Genomic DNA, 19,640 nt, shown 5'->3' with positions numbered 1-19,640 from the left:
CGTATCTAGACTCTGCAGATCCGAGACCAGTGGGGGAGGTAAGAGAACTAACAAAAGGTTGGGGCGATGCGTGTGGGTTTCTGATCTGGAGTTTTTAGTAAGCTGCCCGCCGATGAATACGTATGCGCGAGCGCCCTCGTTCCGTGTTGCGCAGTTACGCTAATGCCTTTAGCAGGGCGCTTATTCTGGCGCCCGCATTGGCCCGGGAGGGGCGTACATGTCGCAGACACCATGGTGGCGCGGGGCCGTCATCTATCAGATTTATCCGCGTAGTTTTCTGGATTCCAATGGCGATGGGGTAGGCGATCTGCCCGGGATCATCGCCAAGCTCGACTACATCGCAGGGTTGGGCGTGGATGCGATTTGGATCTCGCCTTTCTTCAAGTCGCCTATGGCCGATTTCGGCTACGACATCGCGGACTACCGTGCAGTGGATCCACTGTTCGGGACGCTGGATGACTTTGATCGGCTGCTCGACAAAGCGCATGGCCTTGGCTTGAAGGTGATGATCGACCAGGTGTTGAGCCACACCTCGATCGCGCATGCGTGGTTCCAGGAGAGCCGGCAGGACCGGACCAACGCAAAGGCGGATTGGTACGTGTGGGCCGATCCGCGTGAGGACGGGACGCCACCCAACAACTGGTTGTCGCTGTTCGGTGGGGTGGCGTGGCAATGGGAGCCGCGGCGGGAGCAGTATTACCTGCACAACTTCCTGGTGGATCAGCCGGACCTCAATTTCCATAATGCCGAGGTGCAGCAGGCGACGCTGGATAACGTGCGCTTCTGGCTGGATCGCGGGGTGGATGGGTTCCGGCTGGATGCGATCAACTTCTGCTTCCACGATGTGCAGCTGCGTGACAATCCGGCCAAGCCAGCCGACAAGCGGGTGGGGCGTGGGTTCAGTGCCGACAACCCTTACGCGTATCAGTACCACTACTTCAACAACACGCAGCCGGAAAATCTAGCGTTCCTCGAGCGCTTGCGCGGGCTGCTGGATCTTTATCCGAATGCAGTGAGCCTTGGCGAGATCTCGTCGGAAGACTCGCTGGCGACCACTGCCGAGTACACCGCTCATGGCCGCCTGCATATGGGCTACAGCTTCGAGCTGCTGGTGCAGGACTACAGCGCTGCTTATATCCGCGAGACGGTGAGCCGGCTCGAAGCCACGATGCTGGAAGGTTGGCCATGTTGGGCCATTTCTAACCACGACGTGGTGCGCGCGGTGACGCGCTGGGGCGGGGCCGACGCGTCGCCAGCGTTCGCGCGGATGGTGGTGGCGATGCTGTGCTCGCTGCGCGGGTCGATCTGCCTGTACCAGGGCGAGGAACTGGGCCTGGGCGAGGCGGATGTGGCGTTCGAGGATCTGCGCGATCCCTATGGCATCACCTTCTGGCCAACCTTCAAGGGGCGCGATGGCTGCCGCACGCCGATGCCATGGACGGCTGCGCCGTCGGGAGGCTTCAGCAGCGGCAAGCCGTGGTTGCCGCTGGCTGAGGAGCATCGTGCGACTGCGGTGAGCGTGCAGCAGGACGATCCGTTGTCCGTGCTCAGCGCGGTGCGGCAGTTCCTTGCTTGGCGCAAGGGCGAGCCTGCGTTGCGTGAGGGTACGATCAAGTTCTACGACACCGCCGAACCTGTGCTGATGTTCCGGCGCGAGCACGCCGGCCGGGTGATGTTGCTGGCATTCAATCTGTCGGCCGACGTAGCTGAGCTTGGGATGCCGGCTGGCGCGTGGAAGCAGGTTGATGTGCCCGGCGTAGAGCGCGGAGCCATCGAACATGACCACCTGCGCTTGGCCGGGCATGCAGTGGTTTGTGCGATCGAAGTTTGCTGATGGTGTGTCGCGCCAGCTAACTGTTGGTACGTGATTTTCTGGAACGCAGCGAGGCATTCCTTTTGGGAATGCCTCGCTTTTTTTGTAGTTGACGATTGCTTGATTCGCCGAGCATTTATAGCGTCACGCCAGTTCTGTGGTTATTCCAAGCCGATCAGGTCCTTGCTCTGTGGATGAGGGAGGGTGCGCTGCTCTCCACGCCAGTCGGGTTTTTTTTGACCGGAAGGCCACACGTGAATTGCGATCGACTGCGAGCACGTCAGCGTTACAGGCGGCCTTGCAGCAGCGGCTTGGATTCGTGTTGGTGCAGGTAGGCGCTGATGGTGTCGGGAGATTGGCCCCGTTCCGGTGCACAGGCGAATGCTATGCGCAGGGAGGTGCTGATGCGCAGGGGACATGACTGGCGGACGATCCTGTGCGCTTTGCGAAGGGCAATGCGAGCTTGGATTTTGAAAATCTTGGATCAAAAGAAAACCCGCCGGTATCACGTCGGCGGGTTTTCTTTGGTCGATGTTGTCGTTTTGATCAGGAGAGCATTCGGTTCTTCTAGTTAGAGGCCGCATCTTGAATGACGGCCCATGGAGCCCGACAGAGCAGAACTGGCCCTGCTTGATTGGCGCGCGTTGCGCTTGTGCCGAGCCCTCACCCCAACCCCTCTACCGGTGGGAGAGGCTTTGGTGTCCCGGTGGAGAGGGCTGGCACCGGGGCCGGCCAGCCAGGTGATGCGCCGGTTGTCACGTAGGTAGCGTAGCCACAGTTAGCAATGTGGCCACAGACAAAGATGTAGCCAATCAGCGCATCGTTTGCAGTTCACAGCTCATCAGAACTTGTAGTTGACGCCCAGCACGAAGGTGCGGCCCCATTCGATGTATTCCAGCGGACGGTCCTTGGTTTCGGCGTAGGTACGGTAGGGAGAATTGCTGAGGTTGCTGGCCTGCAGCAGCACGGTCAGGCCGGCAAGATCGCTGCTGTCGTTGAAGCTGTAGCTGATCTGCGCGTCGGTAATGTTTTCGCCGACCACGTAGCGCAGCGTGCGGTTGCCGTTGAAGTTGCCGATCTCGCCGATGAAGTCCGATCGACGGCGCTGGCTGACGCGTGCCTCGAAGCCCTTGTGCTCGTAGTAGGCGGTGAGGTTGTAGACGCGTTCGGACAGGCCGGGCAGGCTGATTTCGCCGTCACCGACGCTGGAAGCACTTTCCGGGTCGCGGATCTTGACGTCGCTGTCGTTGAAGGTGGCGCTGGCCTGGATGCCGAAACCTTCCAAGGGAGCGAAGACCAGATCCAGCGGCAGCGAAGCAGTGAGTTCGACGCCGCGCAGGGTGCCGCCCTTGCCGTTAAACGGGGCGCTGAAGGTGCCGGTGGTCAATACCGGCGCCGAGCCCGGTGGTGGCACATAGCCGGCCACCAACGCGGAGAAATCGTAGTTGTCGCGGCTCTGGGTGTAGATGTAGCTCTTGAGGTCCTTGTAGAAGAACGCGGCGGTCACGTAGGCGCGCTCGGCGAAATACTTTTCGTAGGAGAGGTCGATGGCGTTCGCGCGCCAGGGATCCAGCATCGGGTTGCCGCCGCTGGCACCGGGGCGGCCGGTGGAGGTGTCGACGCCAAATTCCAGCGAGGCGCGCAGCTGATCCACGCGTGGGCGTGCGACCTGCTTTGCCATCGCAAAGCGCAGTGTCTGTTCGTACGGGAACTGGAAGGCCAGATTCAGGCTGGGCAGCCAGTCGCGATAGGTCTTGCCGTCGTCGATCGGGCGCACTTCGCTGCCCGCCGGCTGCGACGCGTCCCAGTAGTTGGCGCGCGAGGATTGGTCGGCGCTCTGCAGCTGCACGCCGATATTGCCGCGCACGCCCACATCGCCCCACTCGGTATCGAGATTGGCACGCAGCCAGGCGGTGGTGATCTTCTCTTCGACGATCCAGGCCTTTGACACCAGGAACGAGGCATCGTCGCTGGGATTGAACAGCATGTAACGCGAGACCACGGCCGGGACGTTCCAGGCGGGCAGGGTGCCGATGCCGGCAAAGCCCAGGTTGACCGGCGCATATTGCAGGTCCGGTGCGATGGTGGATTCGCCCTGCGCGCCAAGGGTGATGTTGCCTTCCGGCTGGGTTTTCTGTTTTTCGCGATTGGCGTAATTGACGCCCACATCCAGATCCGAGAACCAGCTCAGCGCTTCGGGCATCGGGAAGCTGGCCTGCAGGCGTGCGCCCTTGAGCACATCTTCCACGCTCGGCACCTTGCCGTAGCCGGAGCCGTAGATGGTGTTGGTGAGAAACAGTTGATCGGGATTGGAGTAATCCATTCCGGGCGCCAGCTGGGAGAAACCGTTGCCGACAACCGATACGCCGACGGTATCCAGCTGCGGCATGGGCGCACGCTGAAGATTGTTCTCCAGGTTCAGTTCGTCGCGCGTGGCCTTGGAGTAATTGAGATCGGCAGTGATCTTGACCGCACCGGCAGTGATTTCGTTGTTCCAGCCAAACGCGTCGATGGTGTCTTCGCGCTTGTTGTACATGCCGCGGACCAGCGGATAGACGCCGCTGGCATCGCCGCCGGTGAAGCTGTTGCTGTCGTTGACGCGCACGTTGCTGATGTTCAGGCCTGGCGTATAGCCACCGTTGTAGTTGCTCAGGTTGAGCTCGAACTGGTTGGCGGTGTCGATCTGCTCGGCCTTGGTGTGGAAGGCGTCGAGCGTGCTGGTCCAGGCGTTGGACGGGCGGTATTGCAAGGTGGCCATGACGCCGTCGCGCTTCTGGTTGCCGGTGCGGCGCAATGACTTGATGCCGTCGGAAAAATACACGCCGTCGGCCACGCCTGGGCGCGGGCGCTGTGCGTTGACCGGCTGCCATGGTTCGTACAGGCCGACCTGATTTTCCTGGATCGGCATGTCAGTGTGTGCGTAGCCGATGGTCAGGCCGATGGTGCGGTCGGCGAACTGGTCGATGTAGCTGACATTGAAGCGGTTGCCGTACGGATCGACGTTGGCGGCCTTGCCCAGCGAATTGCGCTGGTAACGGCCACCGATGGCAATCACCCGCTCGTTGTAGCTGAGCGGGCGTGCGGTCTGCATGTCGACGGTGCCGGACAGGCCCTGGCCGACCAGGCCGGCGTCGGGCGTCTTGTAGACAGTGACGCCGCTGACCAGTTCGGACGGGTACTGGTCGAATTCCACGCTGCGGTTATCGCCGGTGCTGACCACTTCGCGGCCGTTGAGCAGCGTGGTGGAGAAGTCCGGCGACAGCCCGCGCACGCTGATGACCTGTGCGCGACCGGCCACACGTTGCGCCGCCAGGCCAGGCAGGCGCGCGAGCGATTCGGCGATGCTGACGTCCGGCAGCCGGCCGATATCTTCGGCCGAAATGGCTTCCACGATCGAGGTCGAATCCCGCTTGACCGAGATGGCACCTTCGATCGCGCGGCGCAGGCCGGTGACCTGGACCTTGTCCAAGTCGGTCACCGCGCCGGCGGTTTGTTCGGTGTCGGTTGCTTGCGCCGGCGTTGCCGATTGCGCGGCAGCCAACGTCGGTGCCATGGCAACGGCCAGGGCGATACTCAGCGCAGAGCGCTTGTGCTTCAACATTTTCCCCTCCCAGGTACATGTTGTTCTTTGAATTTTCGATCCGGCAGACGCCTGGATGCATTGCATCGCGCGCCACGACGGACATCACGACTGCGACGTATGGTAGACACGGCATCTGGGTGCAAACGGGCAATGCATACGTATTCAACCCGGCTGATGGCGCTGGAATCGATTCCACGCCGGCTTTGCTGCGGCGCGCTAAGCCATCTGGCTTGTAGTGAGACGGCAGCACCGCATCACGCAGCGGCTGCCGTGCCGCTGCACGATGCACTCGATCGCGTGGAAGATCTCTTCAGCCTGTTGCGACCAGGTCAGCGCCTGCCATCCACCGGCACGAAGCGAATCGCCTGCCCACCGCCTGGCGCGAGACGCAATTCCAGCGTGTCGGCACTGCTGACCTGGCGTTGTTCGCTGACAAAGGCGAACGGGTTGCTGACATAGTCCGCACCGTCGCCGTCGCGATAGATCTGCGCGGTGTAGCGCACGCCGGGCTCAAGGAATCCCAGCGGCACCTGCAGCAGCCGGCCATGCTCGTCGGTGATGCTGCCCAGGAACCAGTCGCGGCTATGCCGGTCCTTGCGCGCGATGGTGACGTAGTCGCCGACTTCGCCATTCAAGGCGCGGGTCTGATCCCAATCCACCGCCACGTCTTCGATGAAGCGGAAGGCGTCGCGGTGCTGCAGATAATGCTCGGGCAGATCGGCCGCCATCTGGATCGGGCTGTAAAGCGTCACGTACAGCGCCAGCTGGCGCGCAAGCGTGCTGGGAATCGCCTGGCCGTTGCGGCCTTTCAGGCTGACGATGCCGGGCGTGTAATCCATCGGCCCGGCGAGCAGGCGGGTGAACACCAGGTTGACCTCGTGCTCGGGCGGATTCGGTGGCTGGCCCCAGGCGTTGTATTCCATGCCGCGCGCGCCTTCGCGCGAGATCCAGTTGGGATAGGTGCGGCGCAGGCCGGTGTCCTTGATCGGCTCGTGCGCGTTGACCGCCAGGTGGCGCGCGGCGGCTTCCTGCACCACGCGCAGATGATGGCGCGCCATCCATTGGCCGTCGTGCCATTCGCGCAGCGGTGTGCCGCCTGCCGGGTTACGACGTTCCACCTGGCCGTCGTCGCAGACATAGCCGGTCTTGACCGAGTCCACGCCGAACCGGGCGTACAGGTCCATCGCTTCGGCAATCTGGTCTTCGTAATGATCCACTGCGCACCCCGTTTCATGATGGCCGATCAGATGCACGCCCTTGCCGGCGGCGTATTTGCTCAGCGCGGGCAGGTCGAAATCCGGTGTCGGCCGGGTGAAATCGAAACTGCCGCCATTGCCGAACCATTCCCCGTCCCAGCCCGGATTCCAGCCTTCCACCAGCACGCCACGAAAGCCGTGTGCCGCAGCGAAGTCGATATAGCGCTTGGTGTTGGCAGTGGTGGCGCCGTGTGTCGGACCGGTCGCCCAGGTCTGCTGGTTGAGATGCATTGACCACCACACCCCGACATATTTGGACGGCTTGACCCAGCTCACATCGCCCAAGGCATTGGGCGCGTTGAGGTTGAGGATCAGGTTGGATTCCACCAGCCCGGTGGCCTGGTCGGCGATCTGCAGCGTGCGCCACGGCGTATCGAACGGCAGCTTGCGCCGCACCTTCCAGCCTTCGGCGGCGGGCGACAGTTGCGCGCGCAGACGCTGGCCTTCGGCACGGCGCAGCCACATGCCGGCGTAGTCGACCAGCGCCGCCTCATGCAGCGCGACATGCAGCCCGCTGTCGGTGCGCAAGGTGAGCGGCGTATGTGCCAGCGCGACCTGGTTCAACGGCGTGCGCTGATACAGGTATTCGTAGTGGATCGGCTCGCCTGCCGGAATCCACCATGCCTCGGACGGTTGCGCGACGGCGAATTCGGTCACTTCTTCGTCGATGATGGCTTCGCGCAATCCCGCTTGTTCGGGAAAGTGATAGCGCAGGCCGATGCCATCGTCGTACACGCGGAAGATCACATCGAAGCGGCGTTGCGCGCCGCTGCGTTCGCCCAGGCTGACGCTTAGTTCGTTGTAGTGGTTGCGCACCAGGCGCGTCTCGCCCCAGGGTTGTTCCCAGGTATCGTCATGGGCTTGGCGTGCTTGCGAGAGGACGACCAGGCCGCGGTCCAGCCGGCCGTCGCGCAACTGGAAACCCAGGCGCGAGCGTTCCAGCACTGGCTGGCCCAGGCGTTGCACGCGGTAGTAGGGCGTGCCGCCGTCCACTTCCAGCGTGACCTGCAGGACGTTGCCGGGCGAATCGGCACTGATGGCGATGCGCTCGGCCTGCGCGATGCCCGCAAGACTGCCAAGCAACAGGACAAGCAGTCGCGCATTGCGTGCGGCGCGCGCTATCGAACGCACGCGATGTGAAACCAGCGGCATATCCCCTCCCAAGGCGGCCGTTGCGTCAGCGGCGACTATGCAGCGCTGTGGCGTGGATGGGCCATGCTGCACTGCGGCCATTGCCATGAATACGTATGCATTGATGCGGAACCGCTGAGCGCGCGTCTACCATGGCGTCACGGCACCTGGGAGGGTCCGCGCCCGTGGCACGCCAGTGCCGCGCACTACAACGCGTGCAACGAGGGAGGGAGGCCGACGGTGCAAGCCGTCTGGCCGCTTCGATGCTGAAGATGATCTGCATGGCTGCAACGCTCGGCGTTGCGGCAAGCTCGCCGGTGTTGGCCGATGAGCTGGAGTTCCAGGGCCGCCATGCGCAAGCGCAGGCGCTAGAAGACGGCGGTTTCGTGCTGCGCTGGCCGCAGGGCGAGCGCAGCATCGGGCCGCAGCCGATGCGCACCCATACCGCCAGTCCGTTGTTCGACGCCCTGTTCGCCATGGCGCAGCAGGAAATGGCCGACGACCGTGTCGAGGCGATCCGCGATCCGGCCTTCAACGACGGCAAGCCGGTGCCGTGCGTGTGTTTCGAAACCGGTGAGCGCTGGCCTTACGTGTGGACGCGCGATGTCAGCTTCGCCGCCGATCTGGCATTGGGGCGGCTGGAGCCGGAGCGCACGCGCAACGCGCTGCGCTTCAAGCTGTCGGCGGCGCGCGACGGGCAGACGCCAGGGGTGTTTGTTGCGCAGGACACCGGCTCCGGTGGCAGCTGGCCGATCAGCAGCGACCGGGTGGTGTGGTTTCTTGCCGCGCGCGGCCTGCTGGATGACAAGGCGTTCGCTGAAGAGGTCTGGGAGGCGTTGCAGGCCACCCTCGCGCAGGATCGTGACGCGGTCTTCGATGCGCAGATCGGCCTCTACCGCGGCGAAACCTCGTTTCTGGATTGGCGCGAGCAGACCTACCCGGAGTGGACGCGCCAGGATGTGCGCTTCATCGCCGAGTCCTTCGCCCTGTCCACCAACGTGTTGCACTACCAGGCCCTGCGCCTGGCCGAGCAACTGGCGCGCCAGCATGGCGATGCGCGCGCGTCCAGGTACGCCCAGTGGGCCGATGCCCTGCGTCAGGCCATCGCCACGCGCTTCTGGGATGCGCGCAGCAATCAGTATGTGAGCTATCTGGGCAATGCGGCGCATCCGGTGCGCTATGCCAAGGTCGATCTGCTCGGCGTGTCGCTTGGCGTGCTGGCCGAGGTGTTTCCGAAGGAGCGTGCGCGTGCCGCGCTGCGCAGGTATCCGCTGGTTGCCGGCGGCAGCCCGGTGGTGTGGCCGCAGGACGCCGAGCAGCCGATTTATCACAATCGTGCCGTTTGGCCTTTCGTGAGTGCGTATGCGCTACGCGCCGCACGCCAGCTGGACGACGCGCCGCGCATTGCGCTGGAGCTGCAGTCGTTGATGCGCGGCAGCGCGCTGGCCGGCTCCAACATGGAAAACTACGAGATGCAGAGCCTGGCGGTGCATGTGGAGGAGGGCACACGTAGCGGCCCGGTAGTGAATTCGCCACGCCAGTTGTGGTCGGTTGCTGGGTATCTCTCCGCGGTGCTGGAAGGCGTGTTCGGCATTGGCGCCGATGGCAGCGTGACGCCGAAACTGCCGCATACGTTGGTGCCGTTGTTGTTTGGCGATCGTCAGCAGATCGTGCTTGAACAGGGCGCCCGACGCTATGTGCTGCAGCGGCCGACGGCGAGTGCAGGTGAGTTGCTGGTGGCGGGGAAGGTCGAGCAACAAGGCCAGACCACGTTGGTGCATCTGATCGGCCGCAAGGCCGATACCACCGCCCCGCCTCAGCCAGGCCAGGTGTTCGCACCCAGCACGCCGGAGGCGCCCGTCGCGCAACGGCAGGGCGATGGCTATCGCATTGTGATTCCGGCTGGGGCGACGCTGTACATGGATGGGCATGCGTTGGACGCCACGCAGCACTGGTACCTGCGCGAGGACGGCCTGCTGCACGTGCTCAGCCTGACCCGTCGCTCCGATGGCCTGGAGTCGCTGCACGGTCCCTCGCTGACGCTCGGCCCGTTGCAGGAGGTCACGGGCAGCGAGGCCTGGGTTTGGACTGTCACGCGCGCGGGTCAGCATCGCGTATCGCTGCGTTATCGCAACCCCAACGGCCCCATCAATACCGGCGTCACTGCGGCGGTCAAGCGGCTGCTGCTGGAATGCCCGGGGCAGGCCACGCAGTCGCAGGTCGTGGTGATGCCGCATAGCGTAGGCGAGCAGCTGTCCACGCAGGTCAGCTTCACTGCGGTGGCCGGGCAGCAGTGCAGATTCCGGCTGGAAAATGGCTTCAACATGAGCGCGCTCGCGCATTTTGCGCAGTACAACGGCGGCCGCGGCGGTCGCGATGGCGTGGTCAACACCGCGCAGGTGAGCGCGCTGCTGGTCGGCCCCGCAGCGAGCACGGAGGCTGCGCAATGACTGCCAAGCCACGCCTGAGTTTCTGGCAGATCTGGAACATGTGTTTCGGCTTTCTCGGTATTCAGTTCGGCTTCGCGTTGCAGAACGCCAACGCCAGCCGCATCTTCCAGACCCTGGGGGCGCAGGTCGACGATGTGCCCGGTCTGTGGATTGCCGCACCGCTCACCGGTCTGATCGTGCAGCCCATCATCGGCTACCTGTCCGACCGCACCTGGACGCCATGGGGGCGCCGGCGCCCGTATTTCATGGTCGGCGCGGTGTTCACCACACTGGCCTTGCTGGTGATGCCCAACGCGCCGATGCTGTGGATTGCCGCAGGCACGTTGTGGGTGCTGGATGCATCGATCAACATCTCGATGGAGCCATTCCGCGCCCTGGTCGGCGATCAACTGCCACCGGCGCAGCGGCCCACCGGCTATGCGATGCAGAGCTTCTTCATCGGGGTCGGCGCGATTGTGGCGAGTTTCCTGCCGTGGTTGCTCACGCATTGGGGTGTGGCCAATACCGCGCCGCCAGGACAGTTGCCTGACAGCGTGCGCTATGCCTTCTACCTCGGTGCCGCGGTGCTGTTCCTGTCGATCAGCTGGACGGTGCTGCGCACGCGCGAATACAGCCCGCAGCAGCTGGCCAGTTTCGACGATGCGCATCCGCCTGTAGCGGCTGCAGCGGTCGCCGGCACCTTGCCACCGCAGCGTGCGAGCGTGCTCTGGTGCGGCATCGGTGTGCTGCTCGCCGCTGCGATCGCCTGGCAGCACGGCGACCGCATGCTCTACGTGCTGGCCGGCTTATGCATCGCCTACGGTGCGCTGCTTGCGTTGGCGCGCGTGCTGCCATCGACCGGCATGCTGGTGGCGATCGTGCAGGACGTGCGCAGCATGCCGCTGACGATGCGACGCCTGGCCTGGGTGCAGTTCTTCTCCTGGTTCGCGCTGTTTGCGATGTGGATCTACACCACCGCGGCGGTTACCCAGGTGCACTTCGGTGCCAAGGACACCGCATCGGCAGCCTACAACGAAGGCGCGAACTGGGTGGGCGTGTTGTTCGGCGCCTACAACGGGTTTGCGGCGTTGGCGGCATTGGTCATTCCATTGCTGGTGCGTGCGATCGGCCTGCGTTGGAGTCATCTGTGCAACCTGTGGCTGGGTGCGGCCGGGCTGTTGTCGATGCTGGTGATCCGCGACCCGCAGTGGCTGCTGCTGTCGATGCTGGGTGTCGGCTTTGCCTGGGCCTCGATCCTGTCGCTGCCCTATGCCTTGCTATCCGACAGCGTGCCCGCCGCCAAGATGGGCGTGTACATGGGCATCTTCAATTTTTTCATCGTGATTCCGCAGCTGGTCGCGGCCAGCGCCCTGGGCTTCGTGCTGCGCGTCTGGCTGGGCGGTCAGCCGATCCATGCGCTGGCCATCGGTGGCGCCAGTTTGCTCATTGCCGGTGTGTGCGTGGTGCGGGTTCCAATGGCCTCGGGAGGGCAGTGATGCGGCAGGTGATGATGGCTGGATTGATCGTATCTGCAGGAGCGGCGAGCGCGGCGGCTGCACCCGGCCATTACTACGGCACGCTGGAGCCGTTCGCTGCCGACGCGGTGTATTTCGTGGTGACCGACCGTTTCGTCAATGGCGACCCCGGCAACGACCAGCGCGACCAGGGCGGTGCGCATCGCACGTTCGATGTGCCGACGCCTTGCGCAGATGGAGTCGGCGACAACATCGGTTACCTGGGGGGCGACTTCAAGGGCATCGTCGAACATGCCGACTACATCCGCGACATGGGCTTTGGCGCGGTATGGATCACGCCGATCGTCGACAATCCGGATGAGGCCTTCACCGGCGGCAAGCCGATCAGCTGCGGCAGCACGCTCAGCGACCACGGCAAGACCGGCTATCACGGCTACTGGGGCGTGAACTTCTACAAGCTCGACGAGCATCTGCCCAGCCCGGGCCTGGACTTTGCCGGCTTCACCCGCGCCATGCATGCCAACCGCTTGAAGGTGGTGCTGGATATCGTGGGCAATCACGGCTCGCCGGCCTATAGCATGCCGGTGGCGCAGCCGGGCTTCGGCAAGCTGTACGACGCCGATGGCCGCCTGGTCGCCGATCACCAGAATCTGCCACCGGCGCAGCTGGATCCGCAGCGCATTCCGCTGCACGCGTTCTACAACACCGGCGGCGGCCTGGCCGAGCTGTCCGATCTCAACGAAAACAATCCTGCAGTGCTCGATTATCTGGCCGGCGCGTATCTGCAGTGGATGGAGCAGGGCGCCGACGCATTCCGTATCGACACCATCGGCTGGATGCCCGACCGCTTCTGGCATGCCTTCGTTGCGCGCATCCGCGAAAAACGTCCGGGGTTCTTCATGTTCGGCGAAGCCTTCGATTACGACGCCAACAAGATTGCCGGGCATACCTGGGCGCGCAATGCCGGCGTCAGCGTGCTGGATTTCCCGTTGAAGCAGCAGCTGTCCGCTGTCTTCGGGCATGAGCAGGCCGGGTTCGAGAAGCTTGCCGCGCCGCTGTTTCTACGTCAGGGGCCGTATGCCAACCCGTACGAGCTGATGAGCTTCTACGATAACCACGACATGGCGCGCCTGGATGCCAGCGACACCGGCTTCATCGACGCGCACAACTGGCTGTTTACCGCGCGCGGCATCCCGGTGATCTATTACGGCTCGGAGACCGGCTTCATGCGCGGGCGTGCCGAACATGCAGGCAACCGCAATTACTTCGGTGCCGAGCGCATCCGCGCTGCACCGCACAGCCCGATCTTCGGCCCATTGCAGCAGATCGCGCGGCTGCGTCGCGATACCCCGGCATTGCAGCGCGGCGTGCAGGTGGATGTGCTGCTACGCGGGGATCACGCGGCGTTTTTGCGGGTCTATCAGCATGCGGGCACCAGCCAGACGGCGTTGGTGCTGCTCAACAAGGGCGATGCGGCGGCGAACATCGAGGTGACGCGTTTTCTGCAGCCCGGCACCTGGCGCGACGCGATGAGTGGCGAGCGGGTGCCGGTGCAGCGTCGGCTGCTGGCGCCGGTGCCCGCGCATGGGGTGCGGGTGCTGCTGTCGGACGCGCCGATCACCGACCCGGCCTTGCGCAGGCAGCTCGACGCGCAGATGGCCGAGCAAGCCGCGCGCGACGCCCGCAACAAGTAGGAGCGCACCCGGGCGCGACGGGCATTACCGGGAACGCCCCGTCGCGCCCGGGTGCGCTCCTACGAGGCATCAATGGCCGCAGCCGATTCGCAGCCTGTCGCGCATGCTCCAACGATTCCCGATTCCCGATTCCCGATTCCCAACTCAACGCCTGACAGCCCCATCAGCGGCCCGGCCAAGCACCGCCTCGCCGGTCTCCGCGCCGGACGGTCTCCAGCCCAGCGGTGGCTGCAGCCCACTGCTGCGCGAGGAATCACGTAGCGCCAGCCTCACCGGAATCGTGCGGCTCTGCGCCGCTTCGCCGCGGATCAGCGCCACCAGGCTTTCCACCAGGAGCGTGCCGGCCTGCTTGGTGTCCTGCTGCACCGTCGACAGCGCCGGCGCCACCGACGCCGCCAATGCGATATCGTCGAAGCCGCTCACCGCCACATCCTGCGGCACCCGCAGGCCGCGCTCGCGCAAGGCGCGCATGGCGCCGATCGCAATCAGGTCGCTGGCCGCACACACCGCATCGAATGCCTTGCCGCTGTCGAGCAGCGCCAGGCACGCGGCATGGCCGGACGACTCGGTGGTGATCGCGTCGAACTGCAGCGCGCGATCGGCCACCAAACCCTGCTGATTCAGCGCAGCCACGTAGCCGCGGTAGCGCTCTTCGAACTCGGGATAGTGGTTGGATGCGTGGCCGAGAAAGGCGATGCGGCGACAGCCCTGCGCCAGCAGATGCTCGGTGATATCCAGCCCGCCCTGGTAATTGTCGCTGCCGATCGAAATGCCCGGCTGCCCCGGCAGCGCCGCGCCCCAGCGCACGAAGTGGGTACCTTGTTCGACCAGCAACTGCAGCCGCTGGCGCGACTGCTGATAATCGCCGTAGCCGAGCAGGATGATGCCGTCGGCCTTGTTGCTGTCTTCGTAATCGGCCTGCCAGTCCTTGGACAGCTGCTGGAACGACACCAGCAGGTCGTAACCCTGCAGCGCGCAGGCGCGGGTGATCGAGCCCAGCATCGAATGGAAGAACGGGTTGATCAGCGAATCGTCGGCGGTGGGGTCTTCGAAGAACAGCAGGGCCAGCGTGCCGGCATTGCGCAGCCGCAGCGACGAGGCGTTCTTGTCGACCTTGTAGTTCAATTCCTTGGCGATGCGCAGGATGCGCTTGCGGGTTTCCTCGTTGACCATCGGGCTGCCGCGCAGTGCGCGCGACACGGTCGGCTGCGACACGCCGGCCAGGTAGGCGATATCCAGCGAGGTGGCTTTACCCTTGATGGTCATGGTCGGCACTGGCAGCACAGGTGGCCGGCATCATGCCACGCGCCCGCCGGCCCCGTGCCGGCATGCGCAACACCGGGCTGATTGGTTTACCATTCGCTTCCAAGACCCCTTGCGAGAAGGTGGCCCGCGCCCCGCGCCGGCCCAGCGTGCGACATGAGCACTACCACCGCCCACCGCTGATTCCGGCCGCGCCAGTCCGCAGGGCGCCCGCACGGCGTTCGTTCTGCCCCACCTCTCGCCATACCCTTATCCGAGCCTGTCCCGCAACGGGCAGATCTCCCTTGCAGCCGCCGCGCTGCAGCCAGCACAGACCTCATTCTTGCCCATGATCAACATCACGCTCCCCGACGGCAGCCGCCGCGAATTCGAATCCCCCGTCTCGGTGATGCAGGTCGCCCAGTCGATCGGCGCCGGCCTGGCCAAGGCCACCATCGCCGGCCAGGTCGACGGCCAGCTGGTCGATGCCAGCGACGTCATCGACCACGATGCCAGCCTGCGCATCATCACCGCCAAGGACGCCGAAGGCGTGGAGATCATCCGCCACTCCTGTGCGCATCTGGTCGGGCATGCGGTCAAGCAGCTGTACCCGGAGGTCAAGATGGTGATCGGCCCGGTCATCGCCGAAGGCTTCTACTACGACATCTACAGCGAACGCCCGTTCACGCCGGACGACATGGCCGCGATCGAGCAGCGCATGCAGGAATTGATCGCGCAGGACTACGACGTGATCAAGAAGGTCACCCCGCGCGCCGAGGTGATCGAGGTGTTCGCCCAGCGCGGCGAGGAGTACAAGCTGCGCCTGATCGAGGACATGTCTGACGACATCACCGCGATGGGCCTGTACTACCACCAGGAATACGTGGACATGTGCCGCGGCCCGCACGTGCCCAACACGCGCTTCCTCAAGGCCTTCAAACTGACCCGTATTTCCGGCGCCTACTGGCGCGGCGACGCCAAGAACGAGCAGCTGCAGCGCATCTACGGCACCGCCTGGGCCGACAAGAAGCAGCTGGACGCCTACATCCTGCGCATGGAAGAAGCCGACAAGCGCGACCATCGCCGTATCGGCAAGCAGCAGGACCTGTTCCATCTGCAGGAAGAGGCGCCCGGCCTGGTGTTTTGGCATCCCAAGGGCTGGTCGCTGTGGCAGGTGGTCGAGCAGTACATGCGCAAGGTCTATCGCGACAGCGGCTACGGCGAAGTGCGCTGCCCGCAGATCCTGGACGTGTCGCTGTGGCAGAAATCCGGCCACTGGGACAACTACCAGGACGCGATGTTCTTCACCGAGTCGGAGAAGCGCACCTATGCGGTCAAGCCGATGAACTGCCCGGGCCACGTGCAGGTGTTCAATCAGGGCCTGCACAGCTACCGCGACCTGCCGATCCGCTACGGCGAGTTCGGCGCCTGCCACCGCAACGAGCCCTCGGGCGCGCTGCACGGCATCCTGCGCGTGCGCGGCTTCACCCAGGACGACGGCCACGTGTTCTGCCTGGAATCGCAGATCGAAGCCGAAGTCACCGCCTTCCATCAGCAGGCACTGGCGGTCTACACCGCGTTCGGCTTCGACGACATCGAGATCAAGATCGCGCTGCGTCCGGAAAAGCGCCTGGGCGACGACGTCACCTGGGACAAGGCCGAAGCCGCGCTGCGCAGCGCGCTGGGCGTGTGTGGGGTGGAGTGGCAGGAGCTGCCGGGCGAGGGCGCCTTTTACGGCCCCAAGATCGAGTACCACCTCAAGGACGCGATCGGCCGCACCTGGCAGCTGGGCACCATGCAGGTCGATTTCATGATGCCGGGCCGCCTCGGCGCCGAGTACGTGGACGAGCACAGCCAGAAGAAGCATCCGGTCATGCTGCACCGGGCGATCGTCGGCTCGATGGAGCGTTTCATCGGCATTTTGATCGAACACCACGCCGGCGCCTTCCCCGCTTGGCTCGCCCCGGTCCAGGTCGTTGTCGCAAATATCACCGATGCCCAGGCAGACTACGTCGACTCGGTTCGGAAAACCCTTGCAAATCAAGGCTTCCGTGTGAACGCCGATTTGCGTAACGAGAAGATCGGATATAAGATTCGCGAGCATACGCTGCAACGCGTGCCTTATCTCCTCGTCGTCGGTGACCGCGAGAAGGAAAACGGCGCCGTCGCCGTGCGGACACGTTCGGGAGAGGACCTCGGGACCATGACGGTCTCGGCCTTCATCGAACGTCTGCAGGCAGAGCAGGCAGCGTGAGCCAACCCCGGCCGGTCTGGATGATCCGGATGCGCCGGTTCGATTCCCCTGGGAGATTGCAATATCAGTACCCCTGACAACAAACAGAACCGCAAGAACCAAGAAATCCGTGTGCCGCGCGTCCGCGTGATCGGCAGTGACGGTGAGATGGTCGGCGTGTTGTCGCGCGACGAAGCGCTCGCCAAGGCCGAGGAAGAAGGCCTGGATCTGGTCGAAATCCAGCCGCAGGCCGATCCGCCGGTCTGCAAGATCATGGATTTCGGCAAGTTCAAGTTCGAGCAGCAGAAAAAGGCCAACGAGGCCAAGAAGAAGACCAAGCAGGTCGAGATCAAGGAACTCAAGTTCCGTCCGGTCACCGACGAGGGCGACTACCAGATCAAGCTGCGCAACATGCGCCGCTTCCTGGAAGAGGGCGACAAGGTCAAGGTCAACATCCGCTTCCGTGGCCGTGAAATGAGCCACCAGGAGCTGGGGCGCGAAATGGCGTCCCGGATCGAGGCCGACTTGGGCGAAGACATCGTCATCGAGTCGCGCCCGCGCCTGGAAGGGCGCCAGATGGTCATGATGATCGCGCCGAAGAAGAAGATCTGATCCCGCGCTGAGACGGGCCCCGCCGGGGTCCGTCCGGCCGGCGACAGCATTCATTTGCAAGAATTCCCGGTAACGGGCATACTGCGCGGCCCGGTTTTGCCGGGGCGCCGCGCAAGCGGTACAGGACCTGTCCGGATCGTGTTCGATCAAGGACTTACAAGCAGGCAAGGGCATGGATGGAAAGCGTGGTCGCAAGACTGCCGCCCGGGTCAGTGACAAAACACCATCAAGGACATTGCAATGCCCAAGATCAAGACCAACCGGGCGGCGGCCAAGCGTTTCCGCAAGACCGCCTCCGGCAAGTACAAGTGCGGCCACGCAAACCGTAGCCATATCCTCACGAAGAAAGCGACCAAGCGGAAGCGCAACCTGCGGCAGACGAACCACGTCCGCGCCGAGGATGCAGGCCGTCTCGATCGTATGCTTCCCTATCTCTGAGGACTGAACCATGGCACGAGTAAAGCGTGGTGTGCAGGCGCGCCGCCGCCACAAGAAAATTCTGACCCTGGCGAAGGGCTACTACAATGCCCGTCGCAAGGTTTTCCGCGTCGCCAAGCAGGCGGTCATCAAGGCGCAGCAGTACGCCTACATCGGCCGCAAGCAGAAGAAGCGCGTCTTCCGTTCGTTGTGGATCACCCGCATCAACGCGGCTGCCCGCATCAATGGCCTGAGCTACAGCCGTTTCATGAACGGCCTGCTGAAGGCGGGTATCACCCTGGACCGCAAGGTGCTGGCCGATATCGCCGTGCACGATGCCGCCGGCTTTGCCGCGCTGGCTGAGAAGGCCAAGGGCGCGCTGGCGGCATAGGTGCGAGTCCCTCGCAAGAGCCCGCACATCCATGTGCGGACTTTTGGAGGGGTAGTTTCTCGAGGGAGCTTGCACATTCGTGTGCAGGCTTTCGGCGAGGGCAAGCAGATATGCAGGGGGAAGGGCGCGAGTCCTTCCCCTTTTGCGTTTTTAGATGGCCGGCATTGCTGACTGGATGCCGGGCAAGACCAGATTTGAGTGGCAATGCGTTCCGGTGCATCCGGAAACACCGTTCGGTTGACGCAGTTGAGGCGCGAGTGCAATGAGTGAGATTCAATCCCTGACCGAGCGTGCGCTGGCCGATGTCGCCGCTGCGCAGACGCCGGACCAACTGGAAGCCTTGCGCGTCGCATTGCTGGGCAAGAGCGGCAGCATCACCGCCCAGCTCAAGCAGCTCGGCACGCTGCCGGCCGATCAGCGAAAAGCCGCTGGCGAAGCGATCAACCTGTCGCGCGATGCGCTGACCGCAGCGTTGTCCGAGCGCAAGCACACGCTGGAAAACGCCGCGCTGGACGCACGTCTGGCCGGGGAGCGGATCGATGTCACCTTGCCGGGGCGCCGCAGCGAACGCGGTGGACTGCACCCGGTCACGCGCACGCTCGAGCGCATCGTCGAGATCTTTGCGCGCCTGGGCTATGAGTTGTCCGATGGTCCGGAGATCGAGGACGACTGGCACAACTTCGAAGCCCTGAACTTTCCGCCGCACCATCCGGCGCGCGCGATGCACGACACGTTCTATTTCGGCGATGGCCGCCTGTTGCGCACGCATACCTCCGGCGTGCAGGTGCGCTACATGGATGCGCACAAACCGCCGCTGCGCATGATCGCGGCCGGCAAGGTGTACCGCTCCGATTCGGACCAGACCCATTCGCCGATGTTCCATCAGGTCGAAGGCCTGCTGGTCGACGAGCACTCCAACTTCGCCGATCTCAAGGGCACCTTGTCCGAGTTCGTACGGGCGTTCTTCGAGCGCGATTTCGAAATGCGCTTCCGCCCCAGCTATTTCCCGTTCGTGGAACCGGGCGCGGAAGTGGATATCGCCTGGCAGCAGCCCGACGGCAGCACGCGCTGGCTGGAAGTACTCGGCTGCGGCATGGTGCACCCGAACGTGCTGCGCAGCGTTGGCATCGATCCGGAGTGCTATACCGGCTTCGCGTTCGGCCTGGGCGTGGAGCGCTTTGCGATGCTGCGCTACGGCGTCAACGACCTGCGCGCATTCTTCGAAAACGATGTGCGTTTTCTCAGGCAGTTCGCCTGACGGCGGGAATTGGGGATTCGGGATTGGGGATTCGCAACGGCGCCCCGGTCCGCCCCAGACCCCGTCGACGCGTTTTAGCTAATCCCCAATCCCGAATCCCCAATCC

General features: G+C 64.0%; 12 protein-coding genes. 9 read left to right on the top strand and 3 right to left on the bottom strand.

The window, feature by feature from the left end; all coding sequences use genetic code 11:
• Positions 1-217 precede the first annotated feature (217 nt).
• On the top strand, positions 218-1,834 hold the full coding sequence (locus AC1PLA_RS13230; protein WP_481104716.1) for an alpha-glucosidase: 1,617 nt from the start codon (positions 218-220) through the stop codon (positions 1,832-1,834).
• Positions 1,835-2,654: 820 nt separating this feature from the next.
• Here AC1PLA_RS13230 and AC1PLA_RS13225 read toward each other — a convergent pair.
• Positions 2,655-5,414 carry a TonB-dependent receptor gene (locus AC1PLA_RS13225; protein ID WP_481104715.1) on the bottom strand — a complete coding sequence of 920 codons (2,760 nt, stop codon included), beginning with the start codon at positions 5,412-5,414 and terminating at the stop codon, positions 2,655-2,657.
• Positions 5,415-5,725: 311 nt separating this feature from the next.
• Positions 5,726-7,804 carry a glycoside hydrolase family 97 protein gene (locus AC1PLA_RS13220; protein ID WP_104573534.1) on the bottom strand — a complete coding sequence of 693 codons (2,079 nt, stop codon included), beginning with the start codon at positions 7,802-7,804 and terminating at the stop codon, positions 5,726-5,728.
• Between the two features lie 242 nt (positions 7,805-8,046).
• Here AC1PLA_RS13220 and AC1PLA_RS13215 point away from each other — a divergent pair, with 242 nt between their 5' ends.
• The 3 genes from AC1PLA_RS13215 to AC1PLA_RS13205 are packed head-to-tail and all read left to right on the top strand — an operon-like array spanning position 8,047 to position 13,381.
• Positions 8,047-10,233 (top strand): alpha-L-rhamnosidase-related protein, encoded by a 2,187-nt coding sequence (locus AC1PLA_RS13215; protein ID WP_481104714.1) that lies wholly within the window; start codon positions 8,047-8,049, stop codon positions 10,231-10,233.
• On the top strand, positions 10,230-11,708 hold the full coding sequence (locus AC1PLA_RS13210; protein ID WP_211920307.1) for an MFS transporter: 1,479 nt from the start codon (positions 10,230-10,232) through the stop codon (positions 11,706-11,708). The genes AC1PLA_RS13215 and AC1PLA_RS13210 overlap by 4 nt, the downstream gene beginning before the upstream one ends.
• A 14-nt stretch (positions 11,709-11,722) precedes the next feature.
• Positions 11,723-13,381 (top strand): alpha-amylase family glycosyl hydrolase, encoded by a 1,659-nt coding sequence (locus AC1PLA_RS13205; RefSeq protein WP_481104713.1) that lies wholly within the window; start codon positions 11,723-11,725, stop codon positions 13,379-13,381.
• 144 nt (positions 13,382-13,525) lie between these two features.
• Here AC1PLA_RS13205 and AC1PLA_RS13200 read toward each other — a convergent pair whose 3' ends face one another.
• On the bottom strand, positions 13,526-14,647 hold the full coding sequence (locus AC1PLA_RS13200) for a LacI family DNA-binding transcriptional regulator (RefSeq protein ID WP_481104712.1): 1,122 nt from the start codon (positions 14,645-14,647) through the stop codon (positions 13,526-13,528).
• Between the two features lie 325 nt (positions 14,648-14,972).
• On the opposite strand from AC1PLA_RS13200, the gene thrS reads away from it, so the two are divergent.
• The 5 genes from thrS to pheS all read left to right on the top strand — a co-directional run bounded on the left by thrS (position 14,973) and on the right by pheS (position 19,534).
• Positions 14,973-16,877, top strand: a complete 1,905-nt coding sequence (gene thrS / locus AC1PLA_RS13195) for a threonine--tRNA ligase (protein ID WP_039815152.1) — start codon at positions 14,973-14,975, stop codon at positions 16,875-16,877.
• Positions 16,878-16,925: 48 nt separating this feature from the next.
• The gene (infC, locus tag AC1PLA_RS13190) at positions 16,926-17,468 is read left to right on the top strand and encodes a translation initiation factor IF-3 (protein WP_080639730.1); all 543 of its coding nucleotides are present in this window, start codon (positions 16,926-16,928) and stop codon (positions 17,466-17,468) included.
• A 240-nt stretch (positions 17,469-17,708) separates the two neighbouring features.
• Positions 17,709-17,906, top strand: a complete 198-nt coding sequence (gene rpmI, locus AC1PLA_RS13185; protein ID WP_002811096.1) for a 50S ribosomal protein L35 — start codon at positions 17,709-17,711, stop codon at positions 17,904-17,906.
• 10 nt (positions 17,907-17,916) lie between these two features.
• The gene (gene rplT, locus AC1PLA_RS13180; protein WP_016903313.1) at positions 17,917-18,276 is read left to right on the top strand and encodes a 50S ribosomal protein L20; all 360 of its coding nucleotides are present in this window, start codon (positions 17,917-17,919) and stop codon (positions 18,274-18,276) included.
• Between the two features lie 262 nt (positions 18,277-18,538).
• Entirely contained in the window at positions 18,539-19,534 is a 996-nt protein-coding gene (pheS, locus tag AC1PLA_RS13175) for a phenylalanine--tRNA ligase subunit alpha (protein WP_481104711.1), read from the top strand.
• Positions 19,535-19,640 lie beyond the last annotated feature (106 nt).

This window comes from Xanthomonas sp. NCPPB 1826 (genome assembly GCF_056725285.1).
This window is presented reverse-complemented; position numbering and strand designations above follow the sequence as displayed.